At 38.3% G+C, this 17411-nt stretch carries 12 protein-coding genes; 2 read left to right on the forward strand and 10 right to left on the reverse strand.

Annotated features, from left to right (window positions below):
• Positions 1-2 precede the first annotated feature (2 nt).
• Positions 3-878 carry a hypothetical protein gene (locus DXB63_RS11755; protein WP_122126612.1) on the reverse strand — a complete coding sequence of 292 codons (876 nt, stop codon included), beginning with the start codon at positions 876-878 and terminating at the stop codon, positions 3-5.
• Between the two features lie 203 nt (positions 879-1081).
• Between DXB63_RS11755 and mdh the strand changes: the two genes are divergently transcribed.
• Positions 1082-2023, forward strand: a complete 942-nt coding sequence (mdh, locus tag DXB63_RS11760) for a malate dehydrogenase (RefSeq protein ID WP_122126613.1) — start codon at positions 1082-1084, stop codon at positions 2021-2023.
• 65 nt (positions 2024-2088) lie between these two features.
• On the opposite strand, the gene DXB63_RS11765 is transcribed toward mdh, so the two are convergent.
• From DXB63_RS11765 to gdhA, 4 genes are all read right to left on the reverse strand, one after another.
• On the reverse strand, positions 2089-2625 hold the full coding sequence (locus tag DXB63_RS11765) for a ParB/RepB/Spo0J family partition protein (protein WP_122126614.1): 537 nt from the start codon (positions 2623-2625) through the stop codon (positions 2089-2091).
• Positions 2622-3923 carry a DUF3440 domain-containing protein gene (locus DXB63_RS11770; protein WP_122126625.1) on the reverse strand — a complete coding sequence of 434 codons (1302 nt, stop codon included), beginning with the start codon at positions 3921-3923 and terminating at the stop codon, positions 2622-2624. Before DXB63_RS11770 ends, DXB63_RS11765 begins: the two co-directional genes overlap by 4 nt.
• On the reverse strand, positions 3920-4315 hold the full coding sequence (locus DXB63_RS11775; RefSeq protein ID WP_122126615.1) for a hypothetical protein: 396 nt from the start codon (positions 4313-4315) through the stop codon (positions 3920-3922). The genes DXB63_RS11770 and DXB63_RS11775 overlap by 4 nt, the downstream gene beginning before the upstream one ends.
• 139 nt (positions 4316-4454) lie before the next feature.
• Positions 4455-5792 carry an NADP-specific glutamate dehydrogenase gene (gdhA, locus tag DXB63_RS11780; RefSeq protein WP_122126616.1) on the reverse strand — a complete coding sequence of 446 codons (1338 nt, stop codon included), beginning with the start codon at positions 5790-5792 and terminating at the stop codon, positions 4455-4457.
• A 234-nt stretch (positions 5793-6026) separates the two neighbouring features.
• On the opposite strand from gdhA, the gene DXB63_RS11785 reads away from it, so the two are divergent.
• Complete coding sequence (locus DXB63_RS11785) at positions 6027-8993, forward strand: PEP/pyruvate-binding domain-containing protein (protein WP_122126617.1); 2967 nt, start codon at positions 6027-6029, stop codon at positions 8991-8993.
• Between the two features lie 104 nt (positions 8994-9097).
• Here the strand turns inward: DXB63_RS11785 and DXB63_RS11790 are convergent, their stop codons facing one another.
• The 5 genes from DXB63_RS11790 to DXB63_RS11810 all read right to left on the reverse strand — a co-directional run bounded on the left by DXB63_RS11790 (position 9098) and on the right by DXB63_RS11810 (position 17150).
• Positions 9098-11191, reverse strand: coding sequence for a prolyl oligopeptidase family protein (locus DXB63_RS11790; protein WP_369869608.1), 2094 nt, complete (start codon positions 11189-11191; stop codon positions 9098-9100).
• Between the two features lie 136 nt (positions 11192-11327).
• Positions 11328-12224, reverse strand: a complete 897-nt coding sequence (locus DXB63_RS11795) for a hypothetical protein (RefSeq protein ID WP_122126619.1) — start codon at positions 12222-12224, stop codon at positions 11328-11330.
• Positions 12225-12247: 23 nt separating this feature from the next.
• Complete coding sequence (locus tag DXB63_RS11800; protein ID WP_122126620.1) at positions 12248-12793, reverse strand: hypothetical protein; 546 nt, start codon at positions 12791-12793, stop codon at positions 12248-12250.
• 321 nt (positions 12794-13114) lie between these two features.
• Positions 13115-14449, reverse strand: coding sequence for an NADP-specific glutamate dehydrogenase (locus DXB63_RS11805; protein WP_122126626.1), 1335 nt, complete (start codon positions 14447-14449; stop codon positions 13115-13117).
• 412 nt (positions 14450-14861) lie between these two features.
• Positions 14862-17150 carry an NADP-dependent malic enzyme gene (locus tag DXB63_RS11810; protein ID WP_122126621.1) on the reverse strand — a complete coding sequence of 763 codons (2289 nt, stop codon included), beginning with the start codon at positions 17148-17150 and terminating at the stop codon, positions 14862-14864.
• Positions 17151-17411: the final 261 nt, after the last annotated feature.

The raw sequence follows: 17411 nt of genomic DNA on the forward strand, positions 1-17411 counted from the left end.
AATTAATCAAGTGTAAACCTCTGCGAGCCTATCAATATCCCGTCGGCAAAGATGTCTACACGATAAGTTCCGGCATACAGGAATTCTTCCACATTCCAATAAACAGTTACATTTTGTTCTTCGCCTGTGTATTCAATATATTTCTTTATTGAATAGTTGAGGGTACGGTTTTCATATTGGAAAGTATTTGATTGGCTCTTTGTCAGTACGTCGTTATCAGGTTTGGTAATGCGGATATACAAAGTACGTTCACCTGTCGGTGCGCTGATATTCTTAACTATGGTGAAACCTATTGCGAATTTTACCACGTCTTTTACCTTCTTGGCTTCCTTGTCGCGCTTGTTCTTTGCTTTAATCCATATGTTGGTTGCATCGAGTTGGGACGCAAGTTCTACTTTTTCGTTCAGTTTCTTTTTCTCTTCGGCAAGATTGGTGATTTGCCTTGCAGCTTCGCTGTATTTCTGCCGTACTTGCTTATTTTCTTCTTTCAAGACTTGATTGACTCTGTTAAGGGAGTCTATTTGTACGATATAAGTTCTCAGTACGGAACGAACCGTAGCAAGCTCTTTTTTCAAGCGCATGATTTCTTTTGCATTGGTGGTCTTGACAGAGCGAAGTTCTTCTAAAAGACGTTGTGTCTTTATTTTTTCACTTTCCAAAACATTAATCAGCGAGTCGTTGGATAGTTGATATTGTAATTCATCATATTGGTTGGCAAAACGGGTATATTCGTTCTCCATTTCTTCTTTTTCAAGATCGAACAGTTGTGTCATATCACTTTTCTCTTTCTTTTCTTGAAACAAAAGATAAGTCACAGCGATGATAGCAATGACGAGTATTATTAAAGAGCTGATAACTAAGCCTTTCTTATTTCCCATAGTTTATCTGTTTTGAATTGGTGGCAAATGTAGTGTTTTTTGCATGGATAAGCAAAAGGTTAAACATAGATTAATTATTTATTAAAGTGCGGTCTTTACTTTAACTAAAATTATTACGGAAATTTTTCTTTAATACAGAATAACATGTAAATTTGCATCCACTAAAAGAACGAACTTATTATCAACTTTTAAAAATAAAAATTATGTCAAAAGTAACCGTAGTAGGCGCAGGTAACGTAGGTGCTACATGTGCGAATGTGCTTGCTTTCAACGAAGTAGCTGACGAAGTAGTAATGCTTGACGTAAAGGAAGGTGTTTCCGAAGGTAAAGCAATGGATATGATGCAAACTGCTCAATTGTTGGGTTTTGATACAACAGTTGTTGGTTGCACAAATGATTACGCTCAGACTGCAAATTCTGATGTTGTTGTTATTACTTCTGGTATACCTCGTAAACCGGGTATGACTCGTGAAGAACTAATCGGTGTAAATGCAGGGATTGTTAAGTCTGTAGCATCAAACATCTTGAAATATTCTCCTAATGCAATTTTAGTTGTTATCTCCAACCCGATGGATACGATGACTTATTTGTCATTGAAATCACTGGGATTACCTAAGAACCGTATTATCGGTATGGGTGGTGCTTTGGATAGCTCACGTTTTAAATATTTCTTATCTCAAGCTCTGAATTGCAATGCAAATGAAGTAGAGGGTATCGTGATCGGTGGTCATGGTGATACAACAATGATTCCGTTGGCTCGTTTGGCTACTTACAAAGGTATTCCTGTAAGTACATTGTTGAGCGAAGAAAAATTGAATGAAGTTGTTGCTTCTACAATGGTTGGTGGAGCTACATTGACTAAATTATTAGGAACTTCTGCATGGTATGCACCGGGTGCTGCAGGAGCTTATGTAGTTGAATCTATTATTCATGATCAGAAGAAGATGATTCCTTGTTCAGTATATTTGGAAGGTGAATATGGGGAATCAGATCTTTGTATTGGTGTTCCTGTTATTTTAGGAAAGAACGGTATTGAAAAGATCGTTGAATTGGAACTTAATGCTGATGAAAAAGCTAAGTTTGCTGCAAGTGCCGTTGCTGTTCACAAGACGAATGCTGCATTAAAAGAAGTTGGCGCGTTATAATTGTAAATAAATTAAATGTAAGAAAAGGAATCTTCTGTTATGGGAGATTCCTTTTTTGTTTTTTCTCATTTGTAGTCAGTGAAAAGGGAAGGCGTGGGAATACTGAATTCTTTGTCTGCGAATAATTCTGCAAGGCCTGAAATCTGTTTAAGACGTAGTAGCTCGTCTTTATCCATTCCTATATTCTTCATAATCCACTCATCTGACATTCCGGATTTAGTTAATTCAGAGACAATGTCACACATCAAGTCGATGCTATGTACTCCACGGGCACGGTTGTGGCGTATAGTAGAGGCTATCCGATTAGAGATGTCTTTATCTATAACAACAACAGGCAGAAGACCTTTTTCCCGTTCATAGATTCTTTTGGAAGTCTTTAATACGGTATATCGGTGAAAGCCATCTACCAACTCGTATATATCTTCTCCTTTAATATAATAACACACACAAGGCATTGTGTAACCGTCTTCCCATATGGAAAGTTCCAATAGTTTCATCTCCGGAGGAGCAACATGGTTAGGGTTATAGCTGTTGGCCCTAACCTTTTCTACCGGTACCGATTTTACATTATAAACCGGACTCTTGTATTCTTTTTCTGTCATGATTTTAATATATGCTTATATTTTTGGATAATTCTTTCTCTCCTTTCTCTTTCTCCTTTGTTAAGAGCGAATCCCATATACTTACATGCGTGGTCATTTTTCATGATGCAGATGCACATCCGTTTGTAAGTGGGGATTTCGCGAAACTCTGCGATATTGATGTCATCCAGATAGTCCATTTTTACCGGTAGTTTCTCTGTCTTATAATTTGTTGTTTTTTCTACATGTATCTCTACTCCGGCATCTCTCAGTTTTTTGATAGTCTCTCTGGAAAGGCATCCACCTTTTGTTTTCCAGAAATCAATGCTGACAGCCAATTTATTCAGATAATTTTGGCGTGTTTCGGGAGGAAGGGTATCTAATAAGAAGTACATATATCTCTTCCAAGTATATCCTTTCGGCAATTTTATGGTTTGCCATCCCATCGCTTTTGTCCCTCCGTAAATGCCGGTAAAGTTCACTCCGTTTACTCTGCCCAGCATTTTCCCCCATGTTTGCGGATCTATTGCTTTATATAATTTCAACGTTTCTTGTGCGGCTGAAATAAAGGGACTGGCTACTCTTTGCTTTTCAATTGGGACTCCGGCTCTATAATATAGATCGTAAATCTCATTGTAATCCCATCGGAATCTTCCGTTGGCTGTCCATATATCAGTAGTTTTCCAATCATGGATAGGATAGGAATTATAAACATCCGGATAGAGCTTTCGCATCCATTGCAGACGACGGTAGCTGTTATAGCGATTACTCCCGTAAATACTTCTCCATCGGTTGAGGCTTTCCTGTGTGCGTATGCCTACTAGACAACATGTCCGTACAGCATCGTTCTTTTTATGGTACCATTCGGCAAATTTTATTTGAAACTCATAATCCCACATTTCATCGGTATAGAAAGGAAAGTCTTCTTTTACCAGACATTCTAATGGACGTTCCCTTACCCATATTCTACGTTGTTCTTCTTCCCACGGACGCCAATATTCCTGATACATAGATGCACAGGTTGTTACTCTGAATGGAACACATACCCGGTAAACATCAATAATGTCACGATTTTGTGCTAGCGTTCGGTCAACGTAATCGGTTGTCATTTGGTATTGTGCTTCATAATCCATATGAAATACTCCGATACGTCGATTGAGATTATGTTTCCTAATGTAGTCTATACAGAGGTTAAGAAGTACTCCACTATCTTTACCGCCCGAAAAAGAAACATAAATATTGTCGAATTCGGCAAAAATAAGTTTTAGTCTCTCTTGTACGAGATCATACACATTTGCATCGTCCGGCTGTTTTTTCATTCTGCTTTTTTCATTTTTACGTAATTCTTCCATTCCAACTCAATAGTAAAACCATTTTGCAGGAAAGTAGGAATGTGCTGTCTTTGGGTTACAGATACCAGGTAATAATCATCCCCGAAAAATTTGATCGCGTTTTTTATTAATAGATCCAGAACCTCTTGGTTTTCTTCTTTCGTATAGTAATTGTTGATAATGACTTGTTTGTCTCTAATCTCCATTGGAAGAAATCCAATCACGCTCTCTTGGGATATGGCAATAAGCCATTGATGTTTTTTGGTCGTTTTGAATGGGTAGTTCCTATTCTGCCTCAGTACTTCCGGATTCATGACCAAAGGGGCGACAAGCTCGTATAGGCGCGAATCCAATCCTCCTATTAGTTCGATGGCTATCATAATTGTTTATTTATTTATACGCACAAAGATAATAATAATATGCATATAAAAATAGCGTTATCTGCTTTTTCACAAAAGGGGATAACGCTTACACAAAATACAAATACAACTAAACGAGAATTCAACTATTTATTTAATACTAAACAATTCCTTGAGCCATCATAGCATGAGCTACTTTCATGAAGCCGGCGATATTGGCACCTTTCACATAATTAATGTAGCCGTCAGGTTCTGTACCGTATCTTACGCATTGTTCGTGGATTCCGTACATAATACCGTGAAGTTTTTCGTCTACTTCATTTGCGTCCCAGCTTAAGTGCATGGCATTTTGAGACATTTCCAAACCGGATGTAGCAACACCACCAGCATTAACAGCTTTACCCGGTGCATACAACATTTTATGTTCGATGAATTTATCAATAGCTTCCGGAGTACATCCCATGTTAGAAATTTCACCAACGCAAGTTACTTTATTGTCGATTAAGTGTTGAGCATCTTCTCCGTTCAACTCGTTTTGAGTAGCGCAAGGAAGAGCAATGTCTACTTTAACTTCCCAAGGACGACGTCCTGCAACGAATTTTGCATTCGGATATTTTTCTGCATATGGAGCTACGATATCATTTCCGGATGAACGAAGTTCGAGCATATAATCAATCTTATCACCGCTGATACCATCCGGATCGTAAATGTAACCGTCAGGACCTGAAATTGTGACAACTTTAGCACCTAATTGAGTAGCTTTAGTGACAGCTCCCCATGCTACGTTACCAAAACCGGAAACACCTACGGTCTTACCTTTAATATCGATACCTTTTGCCTTAAGCATCTGATGTACGAAATACAATCCACCGAAACCAGTAGCTTCCGGACGTATTAGTGAACCACCGAATTCCAAACCTTTACCGGTTAAAGTTCCTGTAAATTCACGGGTTAACTTTTTGTACATTCCAAACATATAGCCTACTTCACGGCCACCTACACCGATATCACCGGCAGGAACGTCCATGTCAGGACCAATATGACGCCAAAGTTCCAACATAAATGCTTGGCAGAAACGCATAATTTCCGCATCGCTCTTACCACGTGGAGAGAAATCTGAGCCACCTTTACCACCACCCATAGGGAGAGTAGTCAAAGCATTTTTGAAAGTTTGTTCGAAACCTAAGAATTTAAGGATTGAAAGGTTTACTGATGCATGGAAACGGATACCACCTTTGTACGGGCCTATTGCGTTATTGAATTGAACGCGATAACCTAAGTTGGTTTGTACCTCGCCTTTATCATCTACCCATGCCACGCGGAATGTGAAAATTCTATCCGGCTCTACTAGGCGTTCGATGATTTTAGCCTTTTCAAACTCAGGGTGTTGATTATATATGTCTTCAATAGAGATAAGTACTTCTCTTACGGCCTGAAGATATTCAAGTTCGCCGGGGTGTTTTGCCTCAAGAGAGGACATGATTCGTTCGATGTTCATGGTATTATAATTTTAAGGGTTAATTGTTATTTTGTAAACGAATACGTATGCAAAGATAGGGATTCTATAATAATGTCCTAATGTTTTCGATAAAATTTTGCGTTAATAATGATAAAAAGATAGTTTAAGCCTCAAAATATATTATGTGGCATATTTTATTGATGTTTTTTTCTTGCATAGCCCGATTATTATTCCCAAATTTGCTATACCTTATTATATATAAAACAAATCGTTATGCTCAGTAAACTGAAATTAAGTCAGCTATATTTTAAAGATACTTCGTTTGTTAATTTAATGACTAAGCGCATTTTTAACGTTTTACTTATTGCCAATCCTTATGATGCATTTATGTTGGAAGATGACGGACGTATTGATGAAAAGATATTTAATGAATATACTGATTTAAGTTTGCGTTATCCTCCGCGTTTTACTCAGGTATCTACGGAAGAGGAGGCGTGGAAACAGTTGGCGAATATACCTTTTGATTTGGTGATCTGTATGCCCGGAACAGATAATAGTGATACATTCCAGATTGCCCGTAGCATTAAAGCAAAATATGAGCATATACCGTTGGTTGTATTGACGCCTTTTTCGCATGGCATCACGAAACGGATTGCGAATGAGGATTTAAGTGCTTTCGAATATGTTTTTTGTTGGTTGGGAAATACAGATCTACTGCTTTCTATCATTAAGTTGATTGAGGATAAGATGAACCTGGAACACGATGTCAAGGAAGTGGGTGTGCAAATGATTTTATTGGTCGAGGACTCAATTCGTTTTTATTCTTCTGTATTGCCTTACCTGTTCAAATTTGTGTTGAAGCAAAGTCAAGAATTCTCAACCGAAGCGTTGAATGCACATCAGCAGACATTACGTATGCGTGGGCGTCCTAAAATAGCATTGGCACGCACATATGAGGAAGCGATGGAGCTTTATGAAAAGTATGCTGATAATATATTGGGGGTAATAACAGATGTTCGTTTTCCGAGAAAAGGAGAAAAAGATGCTTTGGCAGGTATAAAACTTTGTTCGGAGATTAGGAAGAAAGATGAGTTTGTTCCGCTTATAATCCAGTCTTCGGAAACGGAGAATAAGGTTTATGCTGCTCGTTTTAATGCGAGCTTTATTGATAAGAATTCGAAGAAAATGAATATTGATTTGCGAAGGGCGGTGTCTGATAACTTCGGTTTTGGCGATTTTATCTTTCGTAATCCTGATACAATGGAGGAAATTGCTCGTGTTCGCAATCTGAAAGAGCTGCAAAATGTTGTATTTGCTATCCCTAAAGAGTCTTTTCTTTATCATATTAGTCGCAATCATGTATCGCGTTGGCTTTATTCCCGTGCAATGTTTCCTGTTGCAGAGTTTTTGAAGCAGATAACCTGGGATAGTCTTCAGGATGTTGATGCGCATCGACGTATTATTTTTGATGCAATCGTGAAATATCGTAAAATGAAGAATCAGGGTGTAGTTGCTGTTTTTAAACGTGACCGTTTTGATCGATATTCAAATTTTGCACGTATTGGTGACGGATCATTGGGAGGCAAGGGTAGAGGACTTGCTTTTATTGATAATATGATAAAACACCACCCCGAGTTTGACCAGTTTGAGAATGCCCAGGTTGCCATCCCTAAAACAGTCGTGCTGTGTACGGACGTGTTTGATGAGTTTATGGATACTAATAATTTGTACCAGATAGCTTTATCAGATGCAGATGATGACGTGATTTTGAAATGTTTTTTGAAAGCGAAGTTGCCCGATCGTTTGGTAGAGGATTTCTTTACATTTTTTGATGTGGTAAAATCACCTATTGCAATTCGTTCTTCCAGCTTGTTGGAAGATTCCCATTATCAACCTTTTGCCGGAATCTACTCTACATATATGATTCCTTATCTGGATGATAAGTATGAAATGCTCCGTATGCTGAGTGATGCGATAAAAGGAGTTTATGCATCAGTATATTATAGGGACAGTAAGGCTTATATGCAAGCGACTTCGAATGTGATAGATCAGGAAAAAATGGCTGTCATTTTGCAAGAAGTAGTTGGTAATCAGTATGGTGATCGTTATTATCCTTCTATGTCCGGCGTGGCACGTTCGTTGAATTATTACCCTATTGGCGATGAGAAGCCTGAGGAAGGTACGGTCAACCTAGCTTTGGGGTTGGGAAAATATATTGTGGATGGTGGTATGACTTTGCGTTTTTCACCATATCATCCGAATCGAATATTGCAAACCAGTGAAATAGATATAGCTCTAAGAGAGACACAAACTCAATTTTACGTGTTGGATATGAAGAATATCGGTCATAATTTTTCTATTGACGATGGGTTTAATCTCTTGAAACTTCACGTGAAGGAGGCGGAGAAGGATGGCTCATTGAGGTATATTGCTTCTACATTTGATCCTTATGATCAAATCATTCGTGACGGTTACTATCCGGGTGGAAGAAAACTAATAACTTTTGCGAATATCCTTCAGCATGATGTTTTTCCATTGGCCCGTATTCTTCAATTAGTGCTGGAGCATGGACAGAATGAAATGAGGCGTCCTGTTGAGATTGAGTTTGCAGCTACACTGAATATGGAAAACGGAAAGACCGGAACCTTTTATTTGTTACAGATTCGTCCGATAGTGGATAGTAAGGAGATGCTTGATGAGGATTTATCTTTAATTAAAGATGAGGACGTTTTATTACGTTCTGAAAATTCATTGGGACATGGCATTATGAATGATATCCAAGATGTTATATATGTGAAAACTGATGGATACAGTGCTTCTAATAATCAGTTGATAGCTTATGAAATAGAAAAACTGAATCGAGAGTTCCTGGATAAAGGAAAGAGTTATATTCTGGTAGGACCCGGACGATGGGGTAGTAGTGATACGTGGCTTGGTATTCCGGTGAAATGGCCGCATATATCTGCTGCTCGCGTTATTGTAGAAGCCGGGCTGACAAATTATCGAGTGGACCCGAGTCAGGGAACACACTTCTTTCAAAACCTCACTTCTTTCGGAGTCGGCTATTTTACAATCAATGCTTTTCGTAATGATGGGGTTTATAATCAGGAATTTTTAAATAATCTTCCGGCAGAGCATGAAACGCAATATCTTCGTCATGTCCATTTTGACCAACCTTTAGTCGTAAAGATGGATGGAAAGAAGAATAAAGGAGCGGTGATGTTGCCCGGAAAAGAATAACTGTTCTGCAAAATAGCTAAGTTAGTTTTTTATTAATATTAATGGTGTACATCATCGTCCTTGATGGTGCACACCATTAATTTAAGATATTAATATAATATCGTTTATTCTATATTCTTATATCCCATGTTATATAAGATGAAAGCATAAATATCTGCTGTTTCGTCAATGATTTTACTCATCGGTTTGCCGCCTCCGTGACCGGCTTTACTTTCTATGCGAATAAGTTTCGGGGCATCTCCTGTGTTAGATGCCTGTAAAGTTGCTGCATATTTGAAAGAGTGGGCTGGAACCACACGATCGTCATGATCTGCAGTTGTTATCATAATAGCCGGATAAGGAGTTCCGTCATTTTTAATATTATGTAGTGGAGAGTAAGCATATAAATACTCGAACATTTCTTTACTGTCTTCGCTTGTTCCGTAATCACTAGCCCAATTCCATCCGATGGTAAATTTATGATAGCGGAGCATATCCATAACTCCGACTTGTGGAATGGCTACTTTAAATAAGTCCGGGCGTTGGTTTACACAAGCTCCGATAAGTAATCCTCCGTTTGAACCACCTACAATGGCGATTTTGTCTTTGTTCGTATACTTCTCGCTAATTAAGTATTCTGCTGCAGAGATAAAATCATCGAATACATTTTGTTTATTCATTTTGATACCTGCCTGATGCCATTCTTCTCCATACTCACTTCCGCCACGCAAATTCGTTTGTACATAAATACCTCCATTTTCAAGAAATGGTAGTCGCATAGTTGAGAAATAAGGGTTGAGGCTAACGTTGAAGCCACCATATCCATAGAGGAATACAGGATTATTTCCGTCGCGTTTTAAACCTTTCTTATAAGTAAGGAACATTGGAACTTTAGTTCCGTCTTTGCTTGTATAGAATATTTGTTCGGTGACAAATTCTTCTGGGTTGAAATCAACCTTCGGGCTAAGATAAAGTTCGGATTTGTTTTTATCAATATCATATTTATAAATAGTTCCCGGGAAAGTGAAAGATGTGAAAGTGTAGAATGTTTCTTTGTCATCTTTATTTCCACTGAATCCAACGGAACCAAGTGACGGAAGCGTAATCTCATGCTCTTGTTCTCCATTCAATGCATAGACGTAAGCATGATTGGAGGCATCTTTATCATAAGTCAGGATTAACTTACCTCCTATAATCTGTGCGCCGGAGAGTACTGATTCATTTTCTGGAACTAATTCTTTCCAATTCCGGATGTTAGGTGAATTTATATCCGCAGTCATTACACGATACTTTGGAGCATCATAATTGGTGAGGATATAAATTGTATTTCCTATAACCTCGATCGGCATATAGATGAAATTGTAATCTTCCGTCATTGGGATAAGTGGGGAATTTGTTTTTGTCAGATCTTTGAGTGATAGGTTGTTCCCACTTCCTGCTCCCGATTCGTCAATAAATAGAATTTTCTCGTCTTCATCGGTGCTGGCAGAATAAAATCGTTTAGGATACTGAGGATTCTGATAGATTAATTGATCTTTTGATTGCGGATCGCCAATTTTATGATAGTAGACTTTATGGTTCTCATTTATATTGGAATATTCTTTTCCATTTGTTGGAGCATCATAAGCACTGTAATAAAAACCGTTGCCTTGCCAAGATGCACCACTGAATTTCGCCCATAAAATATGATCGTCTGTCAGCTCACTTGTTGCGAGGTCGATAACATAAATTTCTATCCAATCGGAACCGCTACGTGAGATTGCGTATGCCATATATTTCCCATCTTTGGAAAAAGAGATTCCATTGAGGGCAACTGTACCATCATCTGATAGTTTATTGGGGTCTAATAGCACTTTAGCTTCTCCATCGAGAGTTTCTTTTACATAAAGTACATTTTGGTTTTGTAGTCCGTCATTTTTGTAGAAATAGTATTTGCCATTCTTTTTGAATGGTGTACCTATTTTTTCGTAATTGGTTAGTTGGGTTAGTCTTTCTTTCAACTTATTACGAAAGGGAATTCTTGCCAGATAGGCATTGGTGATGTCATTTTCTGCTTTTACCCATGCAGATGTAGCTTGTGACGTGTCATTCTCGAGCCAACGATATGGATCAGCAACTTCTGTTCCGAAATAAGTATCCACTGTATTGTCCTTAATAGCTTCAGGGTAGGACAAAGTCGTTTTTGAACTGCAAGCACTGATTATTGCCATTCCGCTCATTAGAATTAGGTGTTTCGTTTTCATTTTTAATGTATTAAGATCATGCGCCAAAGATAACGCTTTGTTTTGATAAAACAAAAAACAGGTAATTCTTCGGAAAGAATTACCTGTTTCTATTATGAATAATGCTTATCTATTAGAAATAGAACGTCATGTTAAGAGAACCTCCTAAGCTTTCAGTTCCGATATAGAAACCTCTGTTGCCCGGTGATACTAAATCCGTTCTTGTTTCAATTTTCTGAGTAGAAGTGTTGTAACCTTCACTTTCTATGTAAGTTTGGTTTCCAAACAGATAGTATAGGCTTAGATTAACTTCTGCGCCTAAAGAAATTTTAGGAGCGATAAACCATTCAACACCTGCACTACCGGTAATACCTGTATAAAAGTCAGAACCTTGTCCATTGTTTTTGAGTATACGGTTATCGCCTAGCATAGTTTCATTATTTCTATCAAAAGCAATGCTTGGATTTTGATTGATAGTTGTCATTTCATTTCCCCAGCTATAAGTGGTTTTATCGTTTTGGAACGCAAATAACAATCCAGCTCCGAATACACCCTGAACTCTTTTAGAACCTTTACGATATTCTGCGCCGACAGCAATACTCATACCATTTCTTGAATGATGAGCTTTATCTATTACTTTATCGTTACTTAATGGGTTAAGTAAAGCAGCTTTATCATCTTTTACATAACGTCTGTCATATTCCGAACGAACCATGATTCCAACATTTGCACGTAAAGCCCATTCGTCAGTCAACATATATTTCCCCATGATAGAAACATCCGGCATAAGCATTCTGTTTCTGAAGTTTTTATTGTTCTTTGTAAATGGAGCTCCACCAAGACTTTCTATTTCATTTTCTTGTGAACCATTGAATGCATTACCTACATATTTCAACAATGGTACAACATCTATTCCTATAGCCCAGTCTCCTTCTTCAGGAAGATATTGCTTTTCAGCTTTTTCCTGAGCACTTACTCCCATTAATGGAAGTAAACAAATGATTGTTATAATTGATATTAATTTTTTCATATTTTCTGTTTTAATCGTTATGATTAGTAGTTATTGTTGGTTGAGCGAACTACGTAAGTGTATTGACCGTCAGCCACCAGAATACCGTTAGGCATAACATAATTACCAGATGAATAATAAGAATAAACTACATCCTTTTTAACTTCAACCCATCCGCTGATAGATGTTGAAGAACGTTGAAGTTCAGAATATTGACCAGTGAAAGATTCTGCTCTTACAGATACAGATACGCCATCAATAACTGCTGGGATTTCAACTTCAAATTCTCCTTTGTCATCTGTTGTTGTTTCGTAAACAGCGTAACCGTCTGCCTGTCCATTCGGATCTAATGATGAATTTGATACTTGAACAAATACTTTTTTTCCTCTTGCAGGAATGATATTTGTTACTAGTTGGCTTGTAATAGTGTTATAGCTTTCTCCCTCACTATAAGTAAGTTTACCTATAACTTTTGCTGTTCCTGGAATATCACTGATAGATAAAGATGTCTGATCTTCAGAACAACTAGCAAATAATGCAGCAACTAAAATAAACGCTGCAATAGCTTTAAATCCACGTAAAATGTTCATGCTTTTTAATTTTTAATTGATTAATAAATAAATGTTTTACGCCGCAAATGTATGTTTTATTATTTAATATCCCAAAAAATTAAATAAATTATTTCAATTGTATTGCATAAAGATATTTCTTATTTGCGCTAAAGCGCTGATATGTAAAATGTTATGTTTTAATAGCGATTCCTGTATTATGGTAGATGTTATAAAATATAAAATCACTGTTTTTGGGTATTTACGCTTTAATTGTTTTGTTTGTTGAGAAAACAGACTAAATAAAAATGTCCGCCACTAAGGGACGGACATTCATAAAAAGAATATATGGTAAATTTAAGTTTAGACAATGCCTTGTGCCATCATGGCTTTGGCTACTTTCATAAAACCTGCTACATTGGCACCTTTTACATAGTTTACATATCCATCTGCTTCACTTCCATATTGTACGCAAGCTACATGAATGTTTTGCATGATGCTTTTCAACTTTTCGTCGACTTCTTCTGCGCTCCAGCTTAATTTAATTGAGTTCTGAGTCATTTCAAGACCGGAAACAGATACACCGCCGGCATTGGCTGCTTTTCCCGGAGCATATAGAATCTTGGCTTCCTGGAATACGCGGATGGCTCCCGGAGTAGAAGGCATATTTGCTCCTTCGCTGACTGCCATACACCCATTGGCAACCAATGCTTTTGCATCATCTTCGGTCAGCTCATTTTGTGTAGCGGAAGGAAGTGCAATATCGCATTTTTCATTCCACGGACGAGCACCTGCTACATATTTGCAGCCATATTTCTCTGCATATTCACGGATACGGCCTCTATACAGATTCTTTAGTTCCATGATATAGTCCAGCTTTTCGCGATCAATGCCGTCTGGGTCGTATACATATCCGTCAGAGTCTGACATGGTAACGACTTTACCACCTAATTCAATTACCTTTTCTACAGTGTATTGGGCAACATTTCCGGAACCGGAAACTGTGCATATCTTACCTTTTAAATCAGTCCCTTTTGTTTTCAACATTTCCATGAGGAAGTAAATGTTCCCATATCCGGTAGCTTCCGGACGAATTAATGAGCCACCAAACTCACGTCCTTTTCCTGTTAAGACTCCGGAAAATTCATGAGATAATTTTTTGTACATACCGAACATGAAACCTACTTCACGACCGCCTACGCCAATGTCTCCTGCCGGTACATCTGTTTCAGGACCGATGTGACGCCATAATTCCAGCATGAATGCTTGGCAAAATCTCATAACCTCGGCATTTGACTTGCCGCGTGGAGAGAAATCGGAACCTCCTTTACCGCCACCCATCGGAAGCGTTGTCAATGAATTTTTGAATGTTTGCTCGAAAGCGAGGAATTTAAGGATTCCAAGATTTACGGAAGCATGAAAACGGATTCCGCCTTTATACGGGCCGATAGCATTGTTATGCTGTACGCGATATCCCATGTTGGTCTGGATATTACCTTTATCATCCATCCATGTCACGCGGAACTGGTAAACTCTATCAGGAATACACAGGCGTTCGATTAGGTTTGCTTTGTCGAATTCGGGATGTTTGTTGTACTCTTCTTCGATTGTACTTAAAACTTCTTCTACTGCCTGATGATACTCCGGTTCATTAGGAAACCTTCTTTTTAAATCTTCTAATACCTTAGCTGCATTCATAATTCTAATCTTTTGTTGGTTATTTCTTGTTTCTTGATTTGAACGGTTGCAAAAGTAAACAATAAATTCCAACTAACAAACATTTTATAAATAAAATGCGGTATTAAATATCAAATTGATTTATTTAATCAGACGAAATGATTAAAAAGATATTATTTATTCTTTTTATAAGCTTTATATAAAGGAATAATGACCAGTGCTCCTGAAATTATTATTGAAAGGATGACCGGTCCGTTTATTTGTGGTGCGGAAACAATTACAATGTAGCATATTGCTATCCATAATAATAAGAGACAAACTATTTGTGATTTTGATAAGGGCTTTCTCATTAGATGAAGGTGTTATGGCTTTTGGGTTAAGTAAAGAAGGGTATGTTGTCTTTATTTTAAGAATTGACAACATACCCTTTTGATTATTTATTCTCTTTTTTCTTTTTGTCGACAATTGCATCGATTACTGCAACAGCCGTGATATTAACGATGTCACGGACAGAACTCTCGAAATCGGTGAAATGGATTGGCTTGTTCAACCCCATTTGGATAGGGCCGATAAGCTCTGTGTCACACATTGCCTGAATTAGTTTGTATCCGGAGTTGGCGGAACTGAGGTTTGGAAATACCAAGGTGTTTACTTCTTTACCCGCCAAACGTGTGAAAGGATATTTTGCGTCACGCAAGGATGTATTCATTGCGAAATTTACCTGCATCTCTCCATCTATGGCGAGTTCAGGGTAATTCTTCTGCATATATTCTACCGCTTGATGAACAGATGCCGGGCTGCCGTCTTGATCGGATCCGAAGTTTGAATAAGAAAGCATTGCCATAACCGGAGTGTGGTTGAAGAACCGTACGGTTTGTTCTGCTAATTTTGCAATATCGATCAATGTTTCTGTATCCGGGTGGCGATTAATCAATGTGTCAGCAAGGAAATACGCACCCTTTTTGGAATTTAGAATATGCATGGTTCCGAAATGCTTGTATTCAGGACGAATACCTATAACTTCTTTTGCAACTTTGATGGTATTGGAGTATTTTGTATATACTCCGGTGATGAATGCGTCGGCATCTCCTGTTTCGACCATCATCATACCGAAATAGTTGCGCTCAAACATTTTATCGTTGGCTTCGTCGAATGTCGCTCCTTCGCGCCCTCGCTTTTCGGCAAGGATATGCGCGTAACGTTCGCGGCGTTCTGCCTCGTTGTCATGGCGCAGATTGATGATCTCGATACCTTCAAGGCTTAGCTCCAATTCACTTGCTAATTTCTGGATGCGTTCGTCATTCCCGAGCAAAATAGGATAACAGATACCTTCGGATTTTGCTTCTACTGCGGCCTTTAGCATATTCGGGTGGATGCCTTCTGCAAAAACAACACGTTGTGGATTGCGGCGTGCCGTATCATAAAGCTGGCGTGTCATTTTTGATTCGTAACCCATTAGTTCTTTCAAACGGGTACGATAAGCCTCCCAATCTTCGATATGTTTGCGGGCAACGCCTGAGTCCATAGCAGCTTTGGCCACAGCTATGGATACTTCTGTGATTAAACGTGGGTCTACAGGCTTTGGAATGAAATATTCCGGACCGAAAGTGAAATTGTTCACATGATAGGCTTCGTTTACAACATCCGGTACGGCTTGTTTGGCAAGATCTGCAATAGCTCTTACAGCTGCCAGTTTCATTTCTTCATTGATAGCTTTAGCCTGTGTGTCCAAAGCTCCTCGGAAAATGTAGGGGAAACCGATTACATTATTTATTTGGTTAGGATAATCGGAACGTCCGGTTGCCATCAATACATCCGGTCTTGAAGTCATTGCGTCTTCATAAGAAATTTCAGGGATTGGATTGGCCAGTGCAAATACAATCGGTGATTTAGCCATGCTACGTACCATATCCTGTGTCAGTACATTGCCTTTGGATAAACCAAGGAATACGTCTGCTCCCTTTATTGCCTCTGCCAGCGTGTGAATATCGGTGCGGCTTGTTGCGAAATATTTTTTTTGTTCGTTCAGATCGGTGCGGGCTTTCGAAATCACCCCTTTGCTGTCTAGCATTACGATATTTTCTAGTCGTGCACCTAGTGAAATATATAGTTTGGTACAGGATACGGCAGAAGCACCGGCTCCGTTTACGACAATTTTTACGTCTTCTATTCTTTTCCCTGCAACTTCCAATGCATTGATCAATCCGGCGCTGGATATGATGGCAGTGCCATGTTGGTCATCGTGCATTACCGGAATGTCCAGCTCTTCTTTGAGGCGCTGTTCTATTTCAAAACATTCGGGAGCTTTAATATCTTCCAGATTGATACCGCCGAATGTCGGTGCGATTGCTTTTACCGCTTCGATGAACTTTTCCGGATCTTTCTCATTGACTTCGATGTCAAAAATATCAATTCCTGCATAAATTTTGAAGAGCAAACCTTTACCTTCCATAACAGGTTTACCACTTAATGCCCCAATATCTCCTAAGCCTAGTACAGCTGTTCCGTTTGATATCACTGCAACTAAGTTTCCTTTTGCTGTGTATTTATAGGCATCTTGCGGGTTTTTCTCGATCTCCAGACAGGGCTCTGCTACGCCCGGAGAATATGCTAATGATAAATCGGTTTGAGTACTATAAGGTTTTGTGGGGACTACTTCTATTTTTCCCGGCTTTCCCTGTGAGTGATAAAGCAATGCTGCTTCTTTAGTTATTTTAGCCATAATAATAAATAGGTATATAGTTGTTTTATATAATGTATGGCAAAAATAGGAATAAAATTATATTTTATAGCTTTATAGCTGTAAAATAATGCAGTTTATTATCGTTTATTTCATTTTCGTGTTAATCAGCTATTACTTTATGGCTCCGTTCCAAAGAGTTCGTTTTAAAATAGTAGTGCAAGTCGTACTATTGTTCTTTATCTTCCTCTTTTTCCACTCCGTTATATATATTTATATTTATATAAATATAAATATATATAG

The sequence above is a fragment of the Bacteroides sp. OM05-12 genome, from assembly GCF_003438995.1.
In the GTDB taxonomy this organism is placed as follows: domain Bacteria; phylum Bacteroidota; class Bacteroidia; order Bacteroidales; family Bacteroidaceae; genus Bacteroides.

What these genes read in the sequence shown, in the direction of transcription:
- mdh (WP_122126613.1), top strand. Translation starts at nt 1,082, where the DNA reads ATGTCAAAAGTAACCGTAGTAGGCGCAGGTAACGTAGGTGCTACATGT.
- DXB63_RS11785 (WP_122126617.1), top strand. Translation starts at nt 6,027, where the DNA reads ATGCTCAGTAAACTGAAATTAAGTCAGCTATATTTTAAAGATACTTCG.
- DXB63_RS11805 (WP_122126626.1), bottom strand. Translation starts at nt 14,449, where the DNA reads ATGAATGCAGCTAAGGTATTAGAAGATTTAAAAAGAAGGTTTCCTAAT.
- DXB63_RS11770 (WP_122126625.1), bottom strand. Translation starts at nt 3,923, where the DNA reads ATGAAAAAACAGCCGGACGATGCAAATGTGTATGATCTCGTACAAGAG.
- gdhA (WP_122126616.1), bottom strand. Translation starts at nt 5,792, where the DNA reads ATGAACATCGAACGAATCATGTCCTCTCTTGAGGCAAAACACCCCGGC.
- DXB63_RS11755 (WP_122126612.1), bottom strand. Translation starts at nt 878, where the DNA reads ATGGGAAATAAGAAAGGCTTAGTTATCAGCTCTTTAATAATACTCGTC.
- DXB63_RS11775 (WP_122126615.1), bottom strand. Translation starts at nt 4,315, where the DNA reads ATGATAGCCATCGAACTAATAGGAGGATTGGATTCGCGCCTATACGAG.
- DXB63_RS11810 (WP_122126621.1), bottom strand. Translation starts at nt 17,150, where the DNA reads ATGGCTAAAATAACTAAAGAAGCAGCATTGCTTTATCACTCACAGGGA.
- DXB63_RS11790 (WP_369869608.1), bottom strand. Translation starts at nt 11,191, where the DNA reads ATGAGCGGAATGGCAATAATCAGTGCTTGCAGTTCAAAAACGACTTTG.
- DXB63_RS11765 (WP_122126614.1), bottom strand. Translation starts at nt 2,625, where the DNA reads ATGACAGAAAAAGAATACAAGAGTCCGGTTTATAATGTAAAATCGGTA.
- DXB63_RS11800 (WP_122126620.1), bottom strand. Translation starts at nt 12,793, where the DNA reads ATGAACATTTTACGTGGATTTAAAGCTATTGCAGCGTTTATTTTAGTT.
- DXB63_RS11795 (WP_122126619.1), bottom strand. Translation starts at nt 12,224, where the DNA reads ATGAAAAAATTAATATCAATTATAACAATCATTTGTTTACTTCCATTA.